The following is a 23175-nucleotide window of genomic DNA, read 5'->3' on the forward strand; positions in this document are numbered from 1 at the left end:
CTCCTGCACCCCGCGCCCCACGACCGCCCCCGCCTCACCCACGATCCCCTCGTCCAGTGCGAGAGCAACCCCCTCTTCCGCGTCCGTTACGCCCACGCCCGCACCCGGGCCCTCAGCCGTAACGCCGCCGACCTGGGCTTCACCCCCGAGCCGCAGCGCACCGCGCCCCCGACCGCCTCGCCCGGCACCTCGTCACCGTCGCCGATGCCGTCGCCCCCCTCCTTCCCACCGTCCTGCCGCGCGGCGACGAGAAACCCTCGGCCGCCCACCGTGCCCGGCTCGCGCTTGCCGAAGCCGCCGGGTCGGTGCTGGCCGGCGGCCTGACCCTGCTCGGTATCGACGCACCCCAACACCTCTGAGAGAGCCACCCGAGAAATGAGCCGTTCCGCACACCCCGCCGGGCCCCGTCACGCCGATGTCCTCCCCGAGGGCCACTACTCGGCCCCGCCGGCCGACCTCAACACCCTCGACCCGAAGGTCTGGGCCCAGACGGTCACCCGTGACTCCCACGGTGTCGTCACCGTCGGCGGTATCGACGTACAGGCCCTCGCCGAAGAGCACGGCACCCCCGCCTACGTCATCGACGAGACCGACTTCCGCGCCCGCGCCCGCGCCTGGCGCACCGCCTTCGGGCACGACGCCGACGTCTTCTACGCCGGCAAGGCCTTCCTCTCCCGCGCGATCGTGCGCTGGCTGCACGAGGAAGGGCTCAACCTCGACGTCTGCTCCGGCGGCGAGCTCGCGACCGCCCTCTCCGCCGGCATGCCCGCCGACCGCATCGCCTTCCACGGCAACAACAAGTCGACGGAAGAGATCCACCGGGCCATCGAGGCAGGCGTCGGACGTATCGTCCTCGACTCCTTCCAGGAGATCGTCCGCGTCGCCCACATCGCGCAGTCGCTCGACAAGCGCCAGCGCGTCCAGATCCGTATCACCGTCGGCGTCGAAGCCCACACGCACGAGTTCATCGCCACCGCCCACGAAGACCAGAAGTTCGGCATTCCGCTTGCCGGGGGCCAGGCCGCCGAGGCCGTACGCCGTGCCCTCCAGCTCGACGGGCTCGAACTCATCGGAATTCACAGCCACATCGGGTCGCAGATCTTCGACATGTCCGGCTTCGAGGTCGCGGCCCACCGCGTGGTCGGGCTGCTGAAGGACATCCGCGACGAGCACGGCGTCGAGCTTCCCGAGATCGACCTCGGCGGCGGCCTCGGTATCGCCTACACCAGCGACGACGACCCCCGTGAGCCCCACGAGATCGCCAAGGCCCTGACGGAGATCGTCAGCCGCGAGTGCGACTCCGCCAAGCTCCGCACGCCCCGCATCTCCGTCGAGCCGGGGCGTGCCATCGTCGGCCCGACCGCGTTCACGCTCTACGAGGTCGGCACCATCAAGCCCCTCGACGGGCTGCGGACGTACGTCTCCGTCGACGGCGGCATGTCCGACAACATCCGTACCGCGCTCTACGACGCCGAGTACAGCGTCGCTCTCGTGTCCCGCACCTCCGATGCCGCGCCGATGCTCGCCCGTGTCGTCGGCAAGCACTGTGAGAGCGGCGACATCGTGGTGAAGGACGCGTTCCTGCCGGCGGACCTGGCACCGGGTGACCTGATCGCCGTACCGGCGACGGGGGCGTACTGCCGGTCCATGGCCAGCAACTACAACCATGTGCTGCGCCCGCCGGTCGTCGCGGTCAACAACGGCGAGTCCCGCGTCATCGTCCGCCGTGAGACGGAGGAGGACCTCCTGCGCCTCGACGTCGGGTGAGCCGGAATCAGACACCAGAACAGACACCAGAACAGACACCAGAACAGACACCAGAACAGACATAAAGCAGAGGACAAAACAGAGGGTGGAAGATCTCCTGTCTTTCACCCCTGTACAAATGAAATCGATGTCTCACGATCCGGACATGGGATAGAAACTCCCGTTCGGTGAGTGAGACTGGTCCAACCGTGACGGTATGAGGAAACGAGGTCGGATGATGCGTACGCGTCCGCTGAAGGTGGCGCTGCTGGGCTGTGGAGTGGTCGGCTCAGAGGTGGCGCGCATCATGACGACGCACGCCGACGACCTCGCCGCGCGGATCGGTGCCCCCGTGGAGCTCGCCGGTGTGGCCGTACGACGGCCGTCCAGGGTCCGCGAAGGCATCGACCCGGCCCTCGTCACCACCGACGCCACCGCCCTCGTCAAGCGCGGTGACATCGACGTGGTCGTCGAGGTCATCGGCGGGATCGAGCCCGCTCGTACGCTCATCACCACCGCGTTCGAGCACGGTGCCTCGGTCGTCTCCGCGAACAAGGCCCTCCTCGCACAGGAGGGCGCCGACCTCCATGCGGCCGCGGAAGCTAACAACAAGGACCTGTACTACGAGGCCGCCGTCGCCGGTGCCATCCCGCTGATCCGCCCGCTGCGCGAGTCCCTCGCCGGCGACAAGGTGAACCGCGTGCTCGGGATCGTCAACGGGACGACCAACTTCATCCTCGACAAGATGGACAGCACGGGCGCCGGGTATCAGGAGGCCCTCGACGAGGCCACCGCCCTGGGATACGCCGAGGCCGACCCGACCGCCGACGTCGAGGGGTTCGACGCCGCCGCCAAGGCCGCCATCCTCGCCGGGATCGCCTTCCACACGCGCGTACGGCTCGACGACGTCTATCGCGAGGGCATGACCGAGGTCACCGCCGCCGACTTCGCCTCCGCGAGGGAGATGGGCTGCACCATCAAGCTGCTGGCCATCTGCGAGCGGGCGGAGGACGGCGGGTCCGTCACCGCGCGTGTGCATCCCGCGATGATCCCGCTGACCCACCCGCTCGCCTCCGTGCGCGGCGCGTACAACGCCGTGTTCGTCGAGTCCGACGCCTCCGGGCAGCTGATGTTCTACGGCCCCGGCGCCGGCGGTGCCCCCACCGCCTCCGCCGTGCTCGGCGACCTCGTCGCGGTCTGCCGCAACCGGCTCAACGGCGCCACCGGCCCCGGCGAGTCCGCGTACGCCGCACTGCCCGTGTCGGGCATGGGTGCGGTCGTCACGCGCTACCACATCAGCCTCGACGTGGCGGACAAACCGGGTGTTCTCGCCCAGGTGGCCACCGTGTTCGCCGAGCACGGCGTCTCGATCGATACGGTTCGCCAGCAGGGGAAGGACGGCGAGGCATCTCTCGTCGTCGTCACGCACCGAGCGTCCGACGCCGCCCTGGGCGGGACCGTCGAGGCGTTGCGCAATCTCGACACCGTGCGTGGTGTCGCCAGCATCATGCGGGTTGAAGGAGAGTAACCAGCAATGACCCACCAGTGGCGCGGAATCATCGAGGAGTACCGGGACCGGCTGCCGGTGTCCGACACCACGCCGGTCGTGTCGCTCCGTGAGGGCGGCACGCCCCTCGTGCCCGCGCAGGTGCTCTCCGAGCGCACCGGCTGCGAGGTCCACCTCAAGGTGGAGGGCGCCAACCCCACCGGGTCCTTCAAGGACCGCGGCATGACCATGGCCATCACGCGTGCCAAGGAGGAGGGCGCGAAGGCGGTCATCTGCGCCTCCACCGGCAACACGTCCGCGAGTGCCGCCGCGTACGCCGTGCGCGCCGGCATGGTGTGCGCCGTTCTCGTCCCGCGGGGCAAGATCGCGCTCGGCAAGATGGGGCAGGCGCTCGTGCACGGCGCCAAGATCCTCCAGGTCGACGGCAACTTCGACGACTGCCTCACCCTCGCCCGCGCCCTGAGCGACAACTACCCCGTGGCGCTGGTCAATTCGGTCAATCCGGTGCGTATCGAAGGCCAGAAGACGGCCGCGTTCGAGATCGTGGACATGCTCGGCGATGCGCCCGACATCCACGTCCTGCCGGTCGGCAACGCGGGCAACATCACGGCGTACTGGAAGGGCTACAAGGAGTACGCCGCCGACGGCATCGCCGCCAAGACCCCCCGAATGTGGGGGTTCCAGGCGTCCGGCAGTGCCCCGATCGTGCGCGGCGAGATCGTCAAGGACCCGTCGACCATCGCCACCGCGATCCGCATCGGCAACCCCGCGTCCTGGAAGTTCGCCCTGGCGGCGCGGGACGAGTCCGGCGGCTTCATCGACGAGGTGACGGACCGTGAAATCCTGCGCGCCTACCGGCTGTTGGCCGCTCAGGAGGGTGTCTTCGTCGAGCCGGCGTCCGCCGCGTCCGTGGCCGGTCTGCTGAAGGCCGCCGAGCAGGGCAAGGTCGACCCGGGGCAGAAGATCGTGTGCACCGTCACCGGCAACGGCCTCAAGGACCCCGACTGGGCCGTCGCGGGTGCTCCGCAGCCGGTCACCGTCCCGGTCGACGCGGCGACGGCGGCCGAGCGCCTCGGGCTCGCCTGACCTCCGCGAAGGGTCAACCCGCAGGGGGTGGCACAGGGGGCTTACGACACGCATCGTGCGCCTCCTGTGCGCCCTATGTCGCCACAGAACCTTCCTTCGATAGGCTGTACCGAACCCGCCCGCCGCATATGCCTCCGCATATGGCCGGGTGCCGCGTCGTCTCAGCGGCCCGGAAGCGGTTCCCAGGGTCCTCATCGCCCCAGGGAACCTCACGTACGTATCGAATGTCTTCGACAGTCCCGCAGCTCAAGGAGAGTCATCGAGAGATGGCCGGTCCAGCATTCCGCGCCGCCGCCGTCCGGGTGCGCGTCCCCGCCACCAGCGCCAACCTCGGCCCGGGTTTCGACGCCCTCGGCCTGTCGCTGGGGCTGTACGACGACGTCGTCGTCCGGGTGGCCGACTCGGGGCTGCACGTCGACATCGCGGGTGAGGGCAGCGAGACGCTCCCGCGTGACGAGAACCACCTTCTTGTACGGTCCCTGCGCACCGCCTTCGACCTGCTCGGCGGACAGCCGCGCGGCCTGGAGATCGTCTGCGCGAACCGCATTCCGCACGGCCGGGGCCTCGGCTCCTCCTCGGCCGCGATCTGCGCCGGCATCGTCGCCGCACGCGCCGTGACCATAGGCGGCGACTCCAAGCTCGACGACACCGCCCTGCTCGAGCTCGCGACCGAGATCGAGGGCCACCCCGACAACGTGGCGGCCTGTCTGCTCGGCGGTTTCACGCTCTCCTGGATGGAGGCCGGAGCCGCCCGGGCAATCAGGATGGATCCCGCCGATTCCGTCGTTCCGGTGGTTTTCGTGCCCGGTAAGCCGGTCCTGACGGAGACCGCGCGCGGACTGCTCCCGCGCACCGTGCCGCACGTCGACGCGGCCACCAACGCGGGCCGTGCCGCCCTGCTCGTCGAGGCCCTGACCAGGCGGCCCGAGCTCCTGCTGCCCGCCACCGAGGACCGTCTCCACCAGGAATATCGCGCGCCGGCCATGCCCGAGAGCGCGGCGCTGGTGGAGCGGCTGCGGGCCGACGGGGTCCCGGCAGTCATCTCCGGCGCGGGCCCCACGGTGCTCGCGTTGGTCGACGGCGAGAGCGCCGACAAGGTCGCCCATCTGGCGGGCGAGGGCTGGGCCGCGAACCGGCTCGAACTCGACGCCCAGGGGGCGAGCGTGCTGCCGCTCGCGCCCACCAGTGACATCTGAGATCCGGCGCATGCCGGATTTCGAGAGGGGGAATGTTTGTTGGATCCGGTAGTGTTAACCTCAAGTCTGCACCCGACCCCACCATGGCGAGGTGCTTCACGTCCCCGTCCGGGACAGACATTCTTCCGGGAGCCTCCCAAGCCGCACTGTGTTCCGTACGACGTACGCGGGCAGTACGCCGTACGCGGGCACTGAGCGACTTGCCGGGCACGCTCCGGAACCGGTGCGACCAAGCCACGTGACACCGGCACTCAGTGCCACGGCTTTGGGAAGCGCCGTCACCACATTCCTCCGCCGTCTAGGCGGACCACCGCCCCGGCACGGTCCACACAGCAAGGACCGAAGCCGGACAGCACAACCGGTCGCCGAGCCAGACAGGCCGACGTCCGCTCCAGGGAAGGACCCTTCGTGAGCGACACCACCGATCTGATGGGCGCACGTGTCGAGGAGACCGCTGCCGCGCCCGCCACGGACGCCTCCGCGCCTGCCACCGGTGCCGGCTCCCGGCGGCGCCGCGGTACCGGCCTCGAGGGCATGGTGCTGGCCGAGCTGCAGCAGGTCGCCTCGGGCCTCGGAATCAGGGGCACCGCGCGGATGCGCAAGAGCCAGCTGATCGAGGTCATCAAGGAGGCGCAGGCAGGAGGGGGTGCCGAGGCTCCCAAGGCTGCGACTCCCGCCGGGGACGCTGCCGAGACCAAGCCCAAGCGCCGCGCCACCTCCAAGGCCCGTACGGGCGACGAGGCCGCTCCCGCCGCCGCGAAGAAGGCGGCCGCGAAGTCCGAGGCCCCCGCCGAGAAGGCCGTGGCCCAGCAGCAGATCGAGATTCCCGGCCAGCCGGCTGGGGGCCCCTCCCGCGCGAGCGAAGCCGAGCGTGGGGGAGACGACGCTCCCGTCGAGCGCCGTCGCCGCCGCGCCACCGCCGAGGCCGGCAGCCCCGAGACGGTCACCGCCGAGGCCAAGAGCGAGCCGAAGGCCGAGACGCCCGCCCCGCAGACGCAGGGCGAGGCCAAGGGCGACGCCGACGGCGGCGAGGGCCGTCGTCGCGACCGCCGTGAGCGCGGCCGCGACCGTGGCGAGCGCGGTGACCGCGGTGAGCGCCGCAAGGGCGACGACCAGCAGGGCGGCCAGGGCGGCGGCCAGCAGCAGCGTCAGGACCGTCAGCAGCAGGGCGGCGGCGGTGGTGGTCGTCAGGACCGCCAGGACCGCCAGCGCGACAACGGCCCGCAGGACGACGACGACTTCGAGGGCGGCCGCCGTGGCCGTCGAGGCCGCTACCGCGACCGCCGTGGCCGTCGCGGCCGTGACGAGATGGGCGGCCCCGAGCCGCAGGTCGCCGACGACGACGTCCTGATCCCGGTCGCGGGCATCCTCGACATCCTCGACAACTACGCCTTCATCCGTACGTCGGGCTACCTGCCGGGTCCCAACGACGTGTACGTCTCCCTCGCCCAGGTCCGCAAGAACGGCCTGCGCAAGGGTGACCACGTCACCGGTGCCGTGCGTCAGCCCAAGGAAGGCGAGCGCCGCGAGAAGTTCAACGCGCTGGTCCGCCTCGACTCCGTCAACGGCATGGCGCCCGAATCCGGGCGCGGGCGGCCGGAGTTCAACAAGCTGACCCCGCTCTACCCGCAGGACCGCCTCCGTCTGGAGACGGACCCGGGCATCCTCACCACCCGCATCATCGACCTCGTCGCGCCGATCGGTAAGGGCCAGCGCGGTCTGATCGTGGCCCCGCCGAAGACCGGCAAGACCATGATCATGCAGGCGATCGCCAACGCGATCACGCACAACAACCCCGAGTGCCACCTGATGGTCGTCCTGGTCGACGAGCGTCCGGAAGAGGTCACCGACATGCAGCGGTCGGTCAAGGGCGAGGTCATCTCCTCGACCTTCGACCGCCCGGCCGAGGACCACACCACGGTCGCCGAGCTCGCCATCGAGCGCGCCAAGCGTCTGGTGGAGCTGGGCCACGACGTGGTCGTGCTGCTCGACTCGATCACGCGTCTGGGCCGTGCGTACAACCTGGCTGCGCCCGCGTCCGGCCGCATCCTGTCCGGTGGTGTCGACTCGACGGCGCTCTACCCGCCGAAGCGCTTCTTCGGTGCCGCGCGCAACATCGAGGACGGTGGCTCGCTCACCATCCTGGCGACGGCACTCGTCGACACCGGCTCCCGCATGGACGAGGTGATCTTCGAGGAGTTCAAGGGCACGGGCAACGCCGAGCTCAAGCTCGACCGCAAGCTCGCCGACAAGCGCATCTTCCCGGCGGTGGACGTCGACGCGTCCGGTACCCGTAAGGAAGAGATCCTGCTCGGCAGCGACGAGCTGGCGATCGTGTGGAAGCTGCGCCGGGTGCTGCACGCGCTCGACCAGCAGCAGGCGATCGAGCTGCTGCTCGACAAGATGCGGCAGACGAAGTCGAACGCCGAGTTCCTGCTGCAGATCCAGAAGACGACCCCGACGCCCGGCAACGGCGACTGACGTCACCTTCCATAGAGGGCCACCCCTGTGCCAGGGGTGGCCCTTTGTGCTGTATGCGCGCGGGGTAAGATCACGCGATTCGGTCAACTTTTCGACCATGAACTCATGATCCCGAGGGGGGACTTGCGTGGGTACACCCATGTCCGGCGGCGGTGGCCGGCACAGACGTCGGATACGGATCGGCCTGCCGGTCGGCGCGGCCGGTGTGGTCGCCGCCGTGGCTGCCGCGCTGTTGACGTCGTCCGCGGGCGCCGCCACCGGCGTCACACCGAAACCGCCGGTCAAGGCCGCGGTCGCGCAGCCTTCGCTCGCCGAGTTGGAGCAGCGGATCGCCGACGCCATGGCGGGTGACGACACCCCGGGCGGCACGACGGCCAAGACCTCGCTCAGCGCGAGCACCGACACCGGCACCGACACCGGCACGTCCACCGTCGACCCGATGGTCATCGGCGGTACGACGACCACCATCACCACGGCTCCGTGGATGGCCCAGCTCTGGTACACCGACGACCAGGGCACCGCCGACGAGAGCGACGACACCGGCTTCTTCTGCGGTGGTGCCGTCGTCGCGCCGACGAAGATCCTCACCGCCGCGCACTGTGTGAAGGGCTACGACTGGCACGCGGGCGGCGCCGTCGTGACCGGGACCTCCCAACTGCCCTCGTCGGGCGACCTGCACGGCGGCACCGTCAGCGGGGTCCTGCGGCAGTGGAACCACCCGTCGTACAACGCGCGGACGATCGACAACGACCTCGCGGTGCTCACCCTGGCAAGCCCCGTCAAGGCCACGCCGATCCGCATGACGACGTCCGGCGACACCGCCTCGTACGTCTCCGGCACCAGTGCGAAGCTCTACGGCTGGGGCCGTACCACCTCCACCACGCAGGACATCTCCGAGACGCTGAAGACGGCCACGCTGCCGATCAAGTCCGACGCCACCTGCGCCGGCTACTACGGCACCGACTTCGTCAAGGGCCACATGGTCTGCGCGGGCACCCCCGCCACCGGCAGCGACACCGGCACCACCTCCGCCTGCAACGGCGACTCCGGCGGCCCGCTGGTCGTGAACAACCGGATCGTGGGCGTCGTCTCCTGGGGCGTGCCCAACTGTGTGACGAAGGGCGCGTACAGCGTCTTCACCAAGGTCAGCACGTACGTCGGCGCCGCCTATCCGCGCGTCGACGACACCAACCTGAGCTTCGACCACAAGGCCGACCTGTGGGTGCGCAACGCCTCCACCAAGACCGGCTACGAGAAGGACTCCACGGGCAGCGCGTTCGGCGCACGCCAGTCCTGGGGCAACTGGGGCGGCGCCAACGTCGTCCTGCAGGCCGACCTCAACCGGGACGGCTACCAGGACTTCGTGTACCGCGAGAGCACGACCGGCGACGTCTACTGGTGGCGCTACGTCCCGGCCACCGAGAGCTGGGCCGACCCCAAGCAGATCTTCGACAACTGGAAGACCCGCACCCGCATCCTCACTCCCGGCGATGTCACCGGCGACTACCTGCCCGACCTGCTCTCGGTCGACTCCGCAGGCGTCCTGTGGATCTACCCCGGCAAGGGCGACGGCACCTTCGCGGCCCGAGTGAAGGTCGGCTCGGGCTGGAACCAGTACAACTCCCTGCGCGGCCACGGCGACTTCACCGGCGACGGCAAGGCCGACCTGATCGCCCGCGGCAAGAGCAACGGCTACGTGTACCTGTACAAGGGCACCGGCAAGTCCGGCAGCGGAGCCTTCTCCGGCCGGATCAAGGTGCGCACCTGGAGCAGCACGACGTACAACGCCTTCGACGCGGTCGGCGACATCACCGGAGACGGCAAGGCCGACTTCCTGGCCCGTACGCCCGGCGGCACGCTCTATCTGTACAAGGGCACCGGCAAGGCCACGAGCGAGATCTTTGCCACACGGGTCTCCGTGGGGACCGATTTCAAGCAGTACGACATTTTCGGCTGAAACCGCTGGTGAGCGGCGTTCGCCCCGGATAGTCCGTTACGCACTGTGGCCACCGATTCACAGGGTGGCCACAGTGCGTTGTGCAACCCTTTCCCAGGTTTCGCCGTCTGACCAGGCGGAGCGACGATGAGGCGATACGGGTCCCTCACGACCACGCCTGACCCTGAAAACAGGGGGTAACCGACCGGACGAGATTCGAGGAGCACATGACCGCCGAGAGCACGCCGGAGCCCGGCATACCGGGTGAGTCCGCTACCAAAGGCCGCCATCGGGCCAAGGGCAGCCGCCGCAAGCCCCGAGGCGGGCGCCGCAAGGGCGTCCTCGTCATGGCCTGGACCGCGGCGGGCATCGTGATCCTGGGCGGCACCGGAGCCGGCTACGTCTACTTCAAGCTCAACGGCAACATCAAGAGCGTCGACATCGACTCGGCCCTCGGCACCGACCGGCCGACCAAGGTGGACAACGGCTCCGAGAACATCCTCGTCCTCGGCTCGGACACCCGCTCCGGCAGCAACAAGAAGCTCGGCGGCGGCACCGACGACGGCAGCGCCCGCTCCGACACGGCGATGATCGTGCACGTCTACGAGGGCCACAAGAAGGCCAGCGTGGTCTCCATACCCCGCGACACCATCATCGACCGCCCCGAGTGCACCGACACCAAGGGCGAAACGCACGACGCCGCGTCCGCGGTGATGTTCAACTCCGCGTACTCGACCGGGGGCGCCGCCTGTGCGGTGAAGACCGTCGAGACCATCAGCGGCGTCCGCATGGACCACTACCTCGAGGTCGACTTCAGCGGCTTCGAGAAGATCATCGACGAGCTCGGCGGAGTCGAGGTCACCACGACCAAGGACATCAAGGACTCCGACAGCCACCTCGACCTGAAGGCCGGCACGCACACGCTCACCGGCGAGCAGGCCCTCGGCCTGGTCCGCACCCGGCACGGCGTCGGCGACGGCTCCGACCTCGGTCGCATCCAGCTCCAGCAGGCCTTCATCAAGGCGCTGATCAACCAGGTCAAGAACGTCGACCTGTTCGGCAGCGGCACCAAGTTGTACGACCTCGCCAACACCGCCACCAAGGCCGTGACGACCGACTCCGACCTGGGCTCGATCAACTCGCTCATGTCCTTCGCCAAGGGCCTGAAGGGCATCAGCTCCTCCAACATGAACATGGTCACGATGCCGGTCCAGTACGACCCGGCGAACCCGAACCGTGTGATCGTCGAGGAGACCAAGGCCAAGCAGGTGTGGACCGCCCTGAAGAACGACAAGGCGATCCCGAAGTCGGCCACCGAGGGCACCGCCACCGGCGACGCCGACGGCGTCGTGACGTCCTCCTGACCTCTTCCCGAGGCTGTGGGACGAACCCGCGGGAATAGATCGTCGCGCCCCCCGGTTTTGGGGGATGCGGCCAGTCCTGGCAGACTGGTACGTCGGCTCCGGTTCACGCCTCCGCATCCCGCGGCTGCGACCCGGCGCCCTCCCGAAACTAGGAGACACCCTTGAAGCGCGACATCCACCCCGAGTACGTCGAGACGCAGGTCAGCTGCACCTGTGGCGCCTCGTTCACCACTCGTAGCACCATCGACTCCGGCACCATCCGTGCCGAGGTCTGCTCCGAGTGCCACCCGTTCTACACGGGCAAGCAGAAGATCCTCGACACCGGTGGCCGTGTGGCCCGCTTCGAGGCCCGCTTCGGCAAGGCTGCCGGCTCCAAGAAGTAGCGAGCCCCATTTCGCCGGTCCACGGTCGCGCCCCTTCTCCGGGCGCACCGGGACCGGCGTTTTTGGTCGCCCGCCTTCCCCTCATTCCAGCAGTACAGGAGCCGAAAGATGTTCGAGGCCGTCGAGGACCTCGTCGGTGAGCACGCCGACCTGGAGAAGAAGCTGGCCGATCCGTCGGTCCACTCCGACCAGGCCAACGCGCGCAAGCTGAACAAGCGGTACGCCGAGCTCACCCCGATCGTCGCCACGTACCGCTCCTGGAAGCGGACCGGCGACGACATCGAGACCGCCCGCGAGTTCGCCGCCGACGACCCGGACTTCGTCGCCGAGGTCAAGGAGCTGGAGAAGCAGCGCGAGGAACTGACGGAGAAGCTGCGCCTTCTCCTCGTCCCGCGCGACCCCAGCGACGACAAGGACGTCATCCTGGAGATCAAGGCGGGCGCGGGCGGCGACGAGTCCGCCCTGTTCGCCGGTGATCTGCTGCGCATGTACCTGCGGTACGCCGAGCGGGTCGGCTGGAAGACCGAGATCATCGACGCCACCGAGTCCGAGCTGGGCGGCTACAAGGACGTCCAGGTCGCCGTGAAGACCAAGGGCGGCCAGGGGGCCACCGAGCCCGGGCAGGGCGTGTGGGCCCGGATGAAGTACGAGGGCGGCGTGCACCGCGTGCAGCGCGTGCCGGCGACCGAGTCGCAGGGCCGTATCCACACCTCCGCGGCCGGTGTCCTGGTGACCCCCGAGGCGGAGGAGGTGGACGTGGAGATCAACCCCAACGACCTCCGTATCGACGTCTACCGGTCCTCCGGTCCCGGCGGACAGTCCGTCAACACCACCGACTCCGCGGTGCGCATCACGCACATTCCCACCGGAGTCGTCGCCTCCTGCCAGAACGAGAAGAGCCAGCTGCAGAACAAGGAGCAGGCGATGCGTATCCTGCGCTCCAGGCTGCTTGCCGCGGCGCAGGAGGAGGCGGAGCGGGAAGCCGCCGACGCCCGCCGCAGCCAGGTCCGCACCGTCGACCGCTCCGAGAAGATCCGTACGTACAACTTCCCGGAGAACCGCATCTCGGACCACCGCGTCGGCTTCAAGTCGTACAACCTGGACCAGGTCCTGGACGGCGACCTCGACGCGGTGATCCAGGCCTGCGTCGACGCGGACTCGGCAGCGAAGCTGGCGGCCGCGTAAGCGCGTACCCACGCACGAGTACGACACGGAGGACTTGCGTGAACCTGCTGCTCGCAGAGGTGGCCCAGGCCACCCAGCGGCTGGCCGACGCCGGCGTGCCCTCGCCGCGCAACGACGCGGAGGAGCTCGCCGCGTTCGTGCACGGCGTGAAGCGGGGCGAGCTGCACTCCGTGAAGGACTCGGACTTCGACGCCCGCTACTGGGAGGTCATCGCCCGGCGTGAACAGCGCGAGCCGCTGCAGCACATCACCGGGCGGGCCTTCTTCCGGTACCTGGAACTCCAGGTCGGGCCAGGGGTGTTCGTCCCGCGTCCCGAGACGGAGTCCGTGGTCGGCTGGGCCATAGACGCCGTACGCGCGATGGACGTGGTCGAGCCGCTGATCGTCGACCTGTGCACCGGATCCGGCGCGATCGCCCTCGCCCTCGCCCAGGAGGTCCCGCGCTCCCGTGTGCACGCCGTGGAGCTGTCCGAGGACGCCCTCCAGTGGACGCGCAAGAACATGGCGGGGTCCAGGGTCGACCTGCGTCAGGGCAACGCCCTGGACGCCTTCCCGGACCTCGACGGCCAGGTCGACCTGGTCATCTCCAACCCGCCGTACATCCCGCTCACCGAATGGGAGTACGTCGCCCCCGAGGCGCGGGACTACGACCCCGAACTCGCCCTGTTCTCAGGGGAGGACGGCCTCGACCTGATCCGCGGCATCGAACGCACCGCACACCGGCTCCTTCGCCCGGGCGGGGTCGTCGTCATCGAGCACGCCGACACCCAGGGCGGCCAGGTGCCGTGGATCTTCACCGAGGAGCGGGGCTGGGCCGACGCGGCCGACCACCCCGACCTCAACAACCGCCCGCGCTTCGCGACCGCCCGCAAGGCGACGCCGTGAGCGCCCCGCAGAGTCTTTTCCAGAAGTACGTGTACGAGGAGGCCCGCTAGATATGGCACGGCGATACGACACCAACGACGCGACCGACCGCACGACGGGTCTGCGCGAGGCCGCGTCCGCCGTCCGCCGTGGCGAGCTCGTGGTGCTGCCGACCGACACGGTGTACGGCATCGGCGCCGACGCGTTCTCCTCGGAAGCGGTGCACGACCTGCTGGAGGCCAAGGGCCGGGGCCGCAACATGCCCACCCCTGTCCTCATCGGCTCCCCGAACACCCTGCACGGGCTGGTCACGGACTTCTCCGAGCTGGCCTGGGAGCTGGTCGACGCCTTCTGGCCGGGCGCGCTCACGCTCGTCGCCAAGCATCAGCCGTCCCTCCAGTGGGACCTGGGGGACACCCGTGGCACGGTCGCCGTGCGCATGCCGCTGCACCCGGTCGCCATCGAGCTGCTGACCGAGGTCGGCCCCATGGCGGTCTCCTCGGCGAACCTGACGGGCCACCCGGCGCCGGAGGACTGTGACGCGGCCCAGGAGATGCTCGGCGACTCGGTCTCCGTGTACCTCGACGGCGGTCCGACCCCGGGCAACGTCCCGTCCTCGATCGTCGACGTCACCCGAGAGATCCCCCTCCTCCTGCGCGAGGGCGCCATCTCGGCCGACGAGCTGCGGAAGGTCGTACCCGACCTCGAGGTGGCGAATTGACGGCCCCTGACGCGGGGCGTGGCATAGGCAACGGGGAAAGTGCCGCGGAGATCACGACGACATTCGTCGGGCTTCCGCGCGACAGCTTCCGCATCCTCCACGTCAGCACCGGCAACGTGTGCCGCTCGCCGATCACCGAGCGGCTGACCCGTCATGCCCTGGCGGACCGGCTCGGCGACCCCCTGTGGGGCGGGCTGATCGTGGAGAGCGCCGGCACCTGGGGCCACGAGGGCGCGCCCATGGAGGCCAACGCGGAGACCGTGCTGGCCGACTTCGGCGCGGACGCCTCCGGCTTCACCGGCCGTGAACTGCTCGACGAACACGTCATCATGGCCGACCTGGTCCTGACGGCGACCCGCGACCACCGCGCCCAGGTCATCTCCATGGGCCACTCGGCGGGCCTGCGCACCTTCACCCTGAAGGAGTTCACCCGCCTGGTGAAGGCGATCGACCCCGCGACCCTCCCTCCCCTCGAGGACGGGATGGTGGCCCGCGCACGCGCCCTGGTCCGCGCGGCAGCGGCTCTACGCGGGTGGCTGCTGGCCCCGACGGCCGAGGCGGACGAGGTCTACGACCCGTACGGGGCCCCGCTGACGTTCTTCCGGTCGATCGGGGACGAGATAAACCAGGCACTGGATCCGGTCGTCACGGCGCTCACGGGTGTACCTGCAAGGACGTAACAACCGAGCACCCCCTCCGTCCCGGGCCTACATTGGACGTACGTCACCGTCGACGCCCGGAGCCCACCATGTCGGTCACCCATGCCCCCGAGACCGCCGCCGACGTCCTGCGCCGGCAGGACCCCGAGCTGGCCGAGATCCTGCTCGGGGAGGCCGACCGGCAGTCGACGACGCTGCAGCTGATCGCCGCCGAGAACTTCTCCTCGCCGGCCGTGCTGGCCGCCCTCGGCTCCCCCCTCGCGAACAAGTACGCGGAGGGGTATCCGGGAGCCCGGCACCACGGCGGCTGCGAGATCGTCGACGTCGCCGAGCGGATCGCCGTGGAGCGGGCGAAGGCGCTGTTCGGCGCCGAGCACGCCAACGTGCAGGCCCATTCGGGCTCGTCGGCCGTGCTGGCCGCGTATGCCGCCCTGCTGCGCCCCGGCGACACCGTGCTCGCCCTCGGGCTGCCCTACGGCGGACACCTCACGCACGGCTCGCCCGCCAACTTCTCCGGCCGCTGGTTCGACTTCGTGGGATACGGGGTGGACGCGGAGACCGGGCTCATCGACTACGACCAGGTGCGCACGCTCGCCCGTACGCACCGGCCCAAGGCGATCGTGTGCGGCTCCATCGCCTACCCGCGCCACATCGACTACGCCTCCTTCCGGGAGGTCGCCGACGAGGTCGGCGCCTATCTCATCGCCGACGCCGCCCATCCCATCGGGCTCGTCGCCGGGGGAGCGGCGCCGAACCCGGTGCCGTACGCCGATGTGGTGTGCGCCACCACCCACAAGGTGCTGCGCGGCCCCCGCGGCGGCATGATCCTGTGCGGTGCCGATCTCGCCGAGCGGGTCGACCGGGCCGTGTTCCCCTTCACCCAGGGCGGCGCCCAGATGCACACCATCGCCGCCAAGGCCGTCGCGTTCGGCGAGGCGGCGACACCGGCCTTCACGGCGTACGCCCACCAGGTGGTCGCCAACGCGCGGATGCTGGCCGAGAGGCTCGCCACCGAGGGGCTCGTCGTGACCACCGGGGGGACCGACACCCACCTGGTGACGGCCGACCCGGCGCCGCTCGGCGTCGACGGACGCACCGCGCGCGGCCGGCTCGCGGCGGCGGGTATGGTGCTCGACTGCTGTGCCCTTCCGCATGCGGATGTCCGGGGCCTGCGCTTCGGCACCGCGGCCGTGACCACGCAGGGCATGGGGGAGGCGGAGATGGTGCGGATCGCCGTACTGTTCGCGCAGGTCCTCAGGGGTGAGGTGGAGAGTCAGAAGGCCCGTGAAGAAGTGCGGGAGCTGGTCGGTGGATTTCCGCCCTATCCGGGCTGAGCGGGGGTAGGCGCACCAGGGTGCACAGCCACCCGTGCAACCATCGTCGCTACCCGGAAGTCCCCAACCGTATGCGTCCGTCGCTAGGGTGTGGGGCTGAGATGGCCAGCGAGACCTGTGGGGAAGCCCGTGCGTGAATACCTGCTGACGCTCTGCGTGACGGCCGCGGTGACGTATCTGCTGACAGGGCCGGTACGGAAGTTCGCGATCGTGGCCGGAGCGATGCCGGAGATCCGGGCCCGTGACGTGCACCGGGAACCGACTCCGCGGCTCGGCGGGATCGCCATGTTCTTCGGCCTGTGCGCGGGATTGCTGGTCGCCGACCACCTCGCCAACCTCAACGAGGTCTTCGCCAAGTCCAACGAGCCACGGGCGCTGCTCTCCGGGGCGGCGGTCATCTGGCTGATCGGCGTCCTGGACGACAAGTTCGAGATCGACGCCCTGATCAAGCTGGGTGGCCAGATGATCGCGGCGGGCGTGATGGTCATGCAGGGTCTGACGATCCTGTGGCTGCCGATCCCGTCCGTGGGCAACGTCGCGCTGACCCAGTGGCAGGGCACCCTGCTGACGGTGGCGCTGGTCGTCATCACCATCAACGCGGTCAACTTCGTCGACGGCCTCGACGGCCTCGCGGCCGGCATGGTGTGCATCGCCTCGGCCGCGTTCTTCCTGTACGCCTACCGCGTCTGGGTCTCGTACGGCATCGAGGCCGCCGCCCCCGCCACACTGTTCGCGGCGATCCTGATGGGCATGTGCCTCGGCTTCCTGCCGCACAACATGCACCCCGCGCGGATCTTCATGGGCGACTCCGGCTCGATGCTCATCGGCCTGGTGCTGGCGGCAGGTGCCATCTCCATCACCGGGCAGGTCGACCCGGACGCGCTGAAGCTGTTCGCCGGGTCCGAGAAGGCGGCCGTGCACCAGACGGTGCCCGTCTACATCCCGCTGCTGCTGCCGCTCACGATCATCGCGATCCCGGCCGCCGACCTGGTGTTGGCGATCGTGCGGCGTACCTGGCGCGGCCAGTCGCCGTTCGCGGCGGACCGGGGGCACCTGCACCACCGGCTGCTGGAGATCGGGCACTCGCACAGCCGGGCGGTGCTGATCATGTACTTCTGGTCGGCGCTGATCGCCTTCGGCGCCCTCGCCTACTCGGTGAACTCGGCGTCCATGTGGATCGTGCTCGGCGTCGTCTTCCTCAGTGCGATCGGCCTCGCGCTGCTCCTGCTGCCCCGCTTCACCCCGCGCGCCCCGCGCTGGGCCGAGCACTTCGTGCCGCCGCGCTACCGCCGCCGCGGGGCGGTGGAGGAACCGGCCGCCGTCGGCGGGCAGATCGAGGCCGACGAGAGCGCCCCGATCGAAGAGGAGCCGCGCACTCCGGTCGCCGCCGGGGTGGCGGGAGTCAACGGCGCGACCGCCCTCGGCGCCCGTTCGCGCTTCCTGGACCGGGGTAAAGCCGACTCGTCGCGCTGACGTCACGCTGACGCCCAAGGTAAGAATCTGACTAAAGCATTGCCAAAGCGTGGGGGACGAGTTGGGGTGCAAACGGCCCCAATACCAGACAATTCGGCCGCGATTCTGCACAGACGCGCACTGTCACTCTCATGTGTGACAGCGAGCACACCCACTTGGTAAAGACCGCATCAAATAGTTTGTGATACGGTTCACGAGAACCCCGGATGGAGCCGAAGGACCGTAGTGCGACGGTCCATTGGTGTGAGGTTTCGACCCTCGCCCCGGGACTACGCTCGTCCATGACGACACCCTGCCCCCTGTGAAAGCGGAGTTGCCGCCATGCCGTCCAATGACGTCCGGATCCTGCTCCACGCTGCTGTGCCCACAGCTGCCGTCGGCGCCGTAGCCGCCGTCATCAGTGGTGTGGTCGCCGGTGGCAAGGGTGCGATCGGGGCGGGCGTCGCGACGCTGATCGTGATCCTGTTCATGGGGATCGGTCTCTACGTTCTGCAGCGCACTGCCAAATCGCTTCCGCACCTTTTCCAGGCGATGGGTCTGATGCTGTACGCGGCACAGATCCTGCTGCTGTTCATCTTCCTCGCCGCCTTCAAGAACACGACGTTGTTCAACGCCCGGGCCTTCGCGCTCACGCTCGTCGCCGGCACCCTCGTGTGGATCGCCGCACAGACGCGCGCCCACATGAAGGCCAAGATCCTCTACGTAGAACCCGAGTCGTCGGGCGACAAGCCCGAAAAGACGGGGCACTCGTCGTGAGGGGTAGGGCCGGGATAAGGGCGCTACAGAGATGCTGCTATCGTCCGGTGCCAACTGCGGCATCGCGGGCGCGGGCATCTGAGCTGACGCCTGCTCAATCGCGAGGCGAGATGCCCCCCAGCCGCCCCCACATCCGAAACACCAGTCCCGTGCCGAACCGCGGCTGCGCGCCGCGCCGACACAACGAGGTTGCCGTACCTATGCGCCACGCTGAAGGAGCCCGCGGTGAGTGCTGACCCGACGCAGACGCTCGCCTTCGAGACCGACTGCCACTTGTTCGACGGTTGTGGCTTCCCGGCTCCGGGCCTGCACTCGTTCCTGTTCGAGCCGCTCTTGGGCGACGCCGACGGCAACGGCCTCTACTTCAACAAGCCGATGCTGCTGGCGCTTTTGGGCTCCATCATCATCGTGGGCTTCTTCTGGGCCGCGTTCGCCAGGCCGAAGTTGATCCCCGGCAAGCTCCAGATGGTCGCCGAGGCCGGCTACGACTTCGTACGTCGCGGCGTCGTCTACGAGACGATCGGCAAGAAGGAAGGCGAGAAGTACGTCCCGCTCGCCGTCTCGCTGTTCTTCTTCATCTGGATGATGAACCTCTGGTCGATCGTCCCGGTCGCCGCCTTCCCGGTGACGTCGATCATCGCCTACCCGATGGTCCTGGCGGCGATCGTCTACATCACCTGGGTCTCGCTGACCTTCAAGCGGCACGGCTTCGTGGGCGCCTTCAAGAACTTCACCGGCTACGACAAGTCGCTCGGCCCGGTGCTCCCGCTGGCCATGACCATCGAGTTCTTCTCGAACCTGCTGGTCCGCCCCTTCACGCACGCGGTGCGACTGTTCGCGAACATGTTCGCCGGCCACACCCTGCTGCTGCTCTTCACGATCGCCAGCTGGTACATGCTGAACGGCATCGGCATCGCCTACTCCGCCGTCTCGTTCGTGATGGTCATCGTGATGACTGCCTTCGAGCTCTTCATCCAGGCTGTTCAGGCGTACGTCTTCGTCCTCCTGACCTGCACCTTCATCCAGGGCGCGCTCGCCGAGCACCACTGAGCACCGCCGCTTTCGAACACCCCAGAGTCGTCCGGTGGCCAACCCCCACCGGTCCGTAAAGAGAAGGAAGAACTGGCATGTCCCAGACCCTCGCTGCTGTCACCGGTGACCTTGGCTCCGTCGGTTACGGTCTTGCGGCCATCGGCCCCGGCGTCGGCGTCGGCATCATCTTCGGTAACGGCACGCAGGCTCTCGCCCGCCAGCCCGAGGCGGCCGGCCTGATCCGCGCCAACCAGATCCTGGGCTTCGCGTTCTGTGAGGCGCTCGCCCTCATCGGTCTGGTCATGCCGTTCGTCTACTAAGACGAACCCCCACGACCAGCCGTATTAGACGAAAGGCACTGATGTGAACCCCCTGGTTCAGCTGGCGGCCGAGGCGGAGAAGGAGAACCCCCTCATTCCGCCGTGGCCGGAGCTCGTCATCGGCCTGATCGCCTTCGTCATCGTCTTCGGCTTCCTCGCCAAGAAGCTCCTCCCGACCATCAACAAGGTTCTGGAAGAGCGTCGCGAGGCCATCGAGGGCGGTATCGAGAAGGCCGAGGCCGCACAGACCGAGGCCCAGAGCGTCCTTGAGCAGTACAAGGCCCAGCTCGCCGAGGCCCGCCACGAGGCCGCGCGGCTGCGCCAGGAGGCGCAGGAGCAGGGTGCCGCGCTCATCGCCGAGATGCGTGCGGAAGGCCAGCGGCAGCGCGAGGAGATCGTCGCCGCGGGTCACTCCCAGCTCGAAGCCGACCGCAAGGCCGCCGCGTCCGCGCTGCGCCAGGACGTCGGCACGCTCGCGACCGAACTGGCCGGCAAGCTCGTCGGCGAGTCCCTCGAGGACCACGCCCGGCAGAGCCGTGTCATCGACCGCTTCCTCGACGGGCTCGATGACGCAGCTTCGAAGGCCGAGGCCACGCGATGAACGGAGCGAGCCGCGAGGCCCTGGCAGCCGCACGCGAGCGTCTCGACGCGCTGACGGACTCCACGTCCGTGGACGCCGGCTCGCTCGCCGACGAGCTGGCCGCCGTCACCGCGCTGCTCGACCGCGAGGTGTCGCTGCGTCGGGTCCTGACCGACCCGGCGCAGTCCGGCGAGGCCAAGGCCGAACTGGCCCAGCGCCTGCTCGGCTCCCAGGTCAGCGGCTCGGCCGTCGACCTGGTGTCCGGTCTGGTGCGTTCCCGCTGGTCGCAGTCGCGCGACCTGGTGGACGCGCTGGAGCAGCTGGCCGCCCTGGCCGACCTGACCGCCGCGCAGCAGGCGGGCACGCTCGACAGCGTCGAGGACGAGCTGTTCCGGTTCGGCCGGATCGTCACCTCGAGCACCGAGCTGCGTGCCGCGCTGACCGACCACAAGGCCCCGGCCTCGGCCAAGGGCGAGCTGCTCGGCAGCCTGCTCGGCAGCCGGACCGCCGCGACCACCGAGCGTCTGGTGACGCGCCTTGTGACCGTGCCGCGGGGACGTAGCCTGGAGGCGGGACTGGAGTCCCTGTCCAAGCTCGCCGCCGAGCGCCGGGACCGCATGGTGGCCGTCGTCACCTCGGCGGTACCGCTGAGCGACCCGCAGAAGCAGCGCCTGGGTGCCGCCCTCGCGAAGCTCTACGGCCGCAGGATGCACCTCAACCTCGACGTGGACCCCGAGGTCCTCGGCGGGATCCGGGTGCAGGTCGGTGACGAGGTCATCAACGGCTCCATCGCGGACCGTATCGAGGACGTCGGCCGCCGCATGGCGAGCTAGCAGCAACTTCATAAAGCAGAGCAGTACGTGTACCTACGGCCCGGTTGGGCCGTGCAGAGGATTCCTGGGGGTCGCCCCCAGACCCCCAAGTTGAAACTTCGGGCCCAACAAGGAGAGCAGGGAACCCAGATGGCGGAGCTCACGATCCGGCCGGAGGAGATCCGGGACGCACTGGAGAACTTCGTCCAGTCGTACAAGCCGGACGCGGCCTCGCGCGAGGAGGTCGGTACGGTCACCCTTGCCGGCGACGGCATCGCGAAGGTCGAGGGACTGCCCTCGGCCATGGCCAACGAACTGCTGAAGTTCGAGGACGGAACCCTCGGCCTCGCGCTCAACCTGGAAGAGCGCGAGATCGGCTGCGTCGTCCTCGGTGAGTTCAGCGGCATCGAGGAGGGTCAGCCGGTCACCCGTACCGGCGAGGTCCTGTCGGTCGCCGTGGGCGAGGGCTACCTCGGCCGCGTGGTCGACCCGCTCGGCAACCCGATCGACGGCCTCGGCGAGATCGAGACGTCCGGCCGCCGCGCCCTCGAGCTGCAGGCCCCGGGCGTCATGGCCCGTAAGTCGGTGCACGAGCCCATGGAGACCGGCTACAAGGCCGTCGACGCGATGACCCCGGTCGGCCGTGGCCAGCGTCAGCTGATCATCGGTGACCGCCAGACCGGCAAGACCGCCCTGGCTGTCGACACGATCATCAACCAGCGTGACAACTGGCGCTCCGGCGACCCGAAGAAGCAGGTCCGCTGCGTCTACGTCGCCATCGGCCAGAAGGGTTCGACCATCGCCTCCGTGCGTGGCGCCCTCGACGAGGCCGGCGCGCTGGAGTACACGACCATCGTCGCCGCCCCGGCGTCCGACCCGGCCGGCTTCAAGTACCTGGCGCCGTACACCGGTTCGGCCATCGGTCAGCAGTGGATGTACGAGGGCAAGCACGTCCTCATCATCTTCGACGACCTCTCGAAGCAGGCCGACGCCTACCGCGCCGTGTCGCTGCTGCTGCGCCGTCCGCCGGGCCGCGAGGCCTACCCGGGCGACGTCTTCTACCTGCACTCCCGTCTGCTGGAGCGCTGCGCGAAGCTCTCCGACGACCTGGGCGCCGGCTCGATGACCGGTCTGCCGATCGTCGAGACCAAGGCCAACGACGTGTCGGCGTTCATCCCGACCAACGTCATCTCCATCACCGACGGCCAGTGCTTCCTGGAGTCGGACCTGTTCAACGCCGGTCAGCGCCCCGCGCTGAACGTCGGTATCTCCGTCTCCCGAGTCGGTGGTTCCGCGCAGCACAAGGCGATGAAGCAGGTCTCCGGCCGGCTCCGCCTCGACCTCGCCCAGTACCGTGAGCTGGAGGCGTTCGCCGCCTTCGGTTCCGACCTGGACGCCGCGTCGAAGTCGCAGCTGGAGCGGGGCCAGCGGCTGGTCGAGCTGCTCAAGCAGCCTCAGTACCAGCCGATGCCGACCGAGGATCAGGTCGTCTCCGTGTGGGCCGGTACCACCGGCAGGATGGACGACGTACCGGTCGCCGACGTCCGCCGCTTCGAGAAGGAGCTCCTGGAGTACCTGCACCGCAAGGAGCAGGGCCTCATGACCTCCATCAAGGAGGGCGGCAAGATGTCGGACGACACCCTCACCGCCATCGCGGACGCCATCGCCGAGTTCAAGAAGCAGTTCGAGACCTCGGACGGCAAGCTCCTCGGTGAGGACGCCCCGGCCGCGGCCAAGTGAC

At 69.2% G+C, this 23175-nt stretch carries 20 protein-coding genes and 1 pseudogene; all 21 read left to right on the forward strand.

The annotated features are described in order from the left end of the window. Window positions 1–359 (forward strand): annotated as a pseudogene (locus tag ADK57_RS48045) (DALR anticodon-binding domain-containing protein); the annotation flags it as partial. A 16-nt stretch (window positions 360–375) separates the two neighbouring features. After that, complete coding sequence (lysA, locus tag ADK57_RS32435) at window positions 376–1767, forward strand: diaminopimelate decarboxylase (RefSeq protein WP_053753215.1); 1392 nt, start codon at window positions 376–378, stop codon at window positions 1765–1767. A 214-nt stretch (window positions 1768–1981) separates the two neighbouring features. Beyond that, entirely contained in the window at window positions 1982–3274 is a 1293-nt protein-coding gene (locus tag ADK57_RS32440; RefSeq protein WP_078973467.1) for a homoserine dehydrogenase, read from the forward strand. A gap of 6 nt (window positions 3275–3280) precedes the next feature. Then, window positions 3281–4339 (forward strand): threonine synthase, encoded by a 1059-nt coding sequence (gene thrC, locus ADK57_RS32445; RefSeq protein WP_053753216.1) that lies wholly within the window; start codon window positions 3281–3283, stop codon window positions 4337–4339. Between the two features lie 266 nt (window positions 4340–4605). Next, window positions 4606–5535 (forward strand): homoserine kinase, encoded by a 930-nt coding sequence (thrB, locus tag ADK57_RS32450; RefSeq protein WP_053753217.1) that lies wholly within the window; start codon window positions 4606–4608, stop codon window positions 5533–5535. A 408-nt stretch (window positions 5536–5943) separates the two neighbouring features. Continuing rightward, complete coding sequence (rho, locus tag ADK57_RS32455) at window positions 5944–8016, forward strand: transcription termination factor Rho (RefSeq protein ID WP_053753218.1); 2073 nt, start codon at window positions 5944–5946, stop codon at window positions 8014–8016. Between the two features lie 139 nt (window positions 8017–8155). Further along, window positions 8156–9973 (forward strand): trypsin-like serine protease, encoded by a 1818-nt coding sequence (locus ADK57_RS32460; protein ID WP_053753219.1) that lies wholly within the window; start codon window positions 8156–8158, stop codon window positions 9971–9973. Between the two features lie 206 nt (window positions 9974–10179). Beyond that, complete coding sequence (locus tag ADK57_RS32465; RefSeq protein ID WP_053753220.1) at window positions 10180–11316, forward strand: LCP family protein; 1137 nt, start codon at window positions 10180–10182, stop codon at window positions 11314–11316. 161 nt (window positions 11317–11477) lie between these two features. Continuing rightward, on the forward strand, window positions 11478–11699 hold the full coding sequence (gene rpmE, locus ADK57_RS32470; protein WP_030042685.1) for a 50S ribosomal protein L31: 222 nt from the start codon (window positions 11478–11480) through the stop codon (window positions 11697–11699). Between the two features lie 108 nt (window positions 11700–11807). Further along, window positions 11808–12884, forward strand: coding sequence for a peptide chain release factor 1 (gene prfA, locus ADK57_RS32475; RefSeq protein ID WP_053753221.1), 1077 nt, complete (start codon window positions 11808–11810; stop codon window positions 12882–12884). Between the two features lie 38 nt (window positions 12885–12922). Beyond that, window positions 12923–13768 carry a peptide chain release factor N(5)-glutamine methyltransferase gene (gene prmC / locus ADK57_RS32480; RefSeq protein WP_053753222.1) on the forward strand — a complete coding sequence of 282 codons (846 nt, stop codon included), beginning with the start codon at window positions 12923–12925 and terminating at the stop codon, window positions 13766–13768. A gap of 52 nt (window positions 13769–13820) precedes the next feature. Continuing rightward, on the forward strand, window positions 13821–14468 hold the full coding sequence (locus ADK57_RS32485; protein WP_053753223.1) for an L-threonylcarbamoyladenylate synthase: 648 nt from the start codon (window positions 13821–13823) through the stop codon (window positions 14466–14468). Then, window positions 14465–15148, forward strand: coding sequence for a low molecular weight phosphatase family protein (locus ADK57_RS32490; RefSeq protein ID WP_053753224.1), 684 nt, complete (start codon window positions 14465–14467; stop codon window positions 15146–15148). The genes ADK57_RS32485 and ADK57_RS32490 overlap by 4 nt, the downstream gene beginning before the upstream one ends. Before the next feature lie 68 nt (window positions 15149–15216). Further along, window positions 15217–16461, forward strand: coding sequence for a serine hydroxymethyltransferase (gene glyA, locus ADK57_RS32495; protein ID WP_053753225.1), 1245 nt, complete (start codon window positions 15217–15219; stop codon window positions 16459–16461). A gap of 129 nt (window positions 16462–16590) precedes the next feature. After that, window positions 16591–17934, forward strand: a complete 1344-nt coding sequence (locus ADK57_RS32500; protein WP_053753226.1) for an MraY family glycosyltransferase — start codon at window positions 16591–16593, stop codon at window positions 17932–17934. Between the two features lie 321 nt (window positions 17935–18255). Next, window positions 18256–18690, forward strand: a complete 435-nt coding sequence (locus ADK57_RS32505; RefSeq protein WP_053753227.1) for a hypothetical protein — start codon at window positions 18256–18258, stop codon at window positions 18688–18690. A gap of 225 nt (window positions 18691–18915) precedes the next feature. After that, on the forward strand, window positions 18916–19740 hold the full coding sequence (gene atpB / locus ADK57_RS32510) for a F0F1 ATP synthase subunit A (protein ID WP_053753228.1): 825 nt from the start codon (window positions 18916–18918) through the stop codon (window positions 19738–19740). Window positions 19741–19817: 77 nt separating this feature from the next. Beyond that, a complete protein-coding gene (gene atpE / locus ADK57_RS32515) occupies window positions 19818–20042 on the forward strand; it encodes an ATP synthase F0 subunit C (protein WP_018521144.1) in 225 nt (74 codons plus the stop codon). Window positions 20043–20085: 43 nt separating this feature from the next. Beyond that, a complete protein-coding gene (locus ADK57_RS32520; RefSeq protein WP_107091697.1) occupies window positions 20086–20643 on the forward strand; it encodes a F0F1 ATP synthase subunit B in 558 nt (185 codons plus the stop codon). Further along, window positions 20640–21455, forward strand: coding sequence for a F0F1 ATP synthase subunit delta (locus ADK57_RS32525; protein WP_053753229.1), 816 nt, complete (start codon window positions 20640–20642; stop codon window positions 21453–21455). The genes ADK57_RS32520 and ADK57_RS32525 overlap by 4 nt, the downstream gene beginning before the upstream one ends. Before the next feature lie 129 nt (window positions 21456–21584). Beyond that, a complete protein-coding gene (atpA, locus tag ADK57_RS32530) occupies window positions 21585–23174 on the forward strand; it encodes a F0F1 ATP synthase subunit alpha (protein WP_053753230.1) in 1590 nt (529 codons plus the stop codon). Window position 23175 lies beyond the last annotated feature (1 nt).

The organism is Streptomyces sp. MMG1533, from assembly GCF_001279775.1.
In the GTDB taxonomy this organism is placed as follows: Bacteria; Actinomycetota; Actinomycetes; order Streptomycetales; family Streptomycetaceae; genus Streptomyces.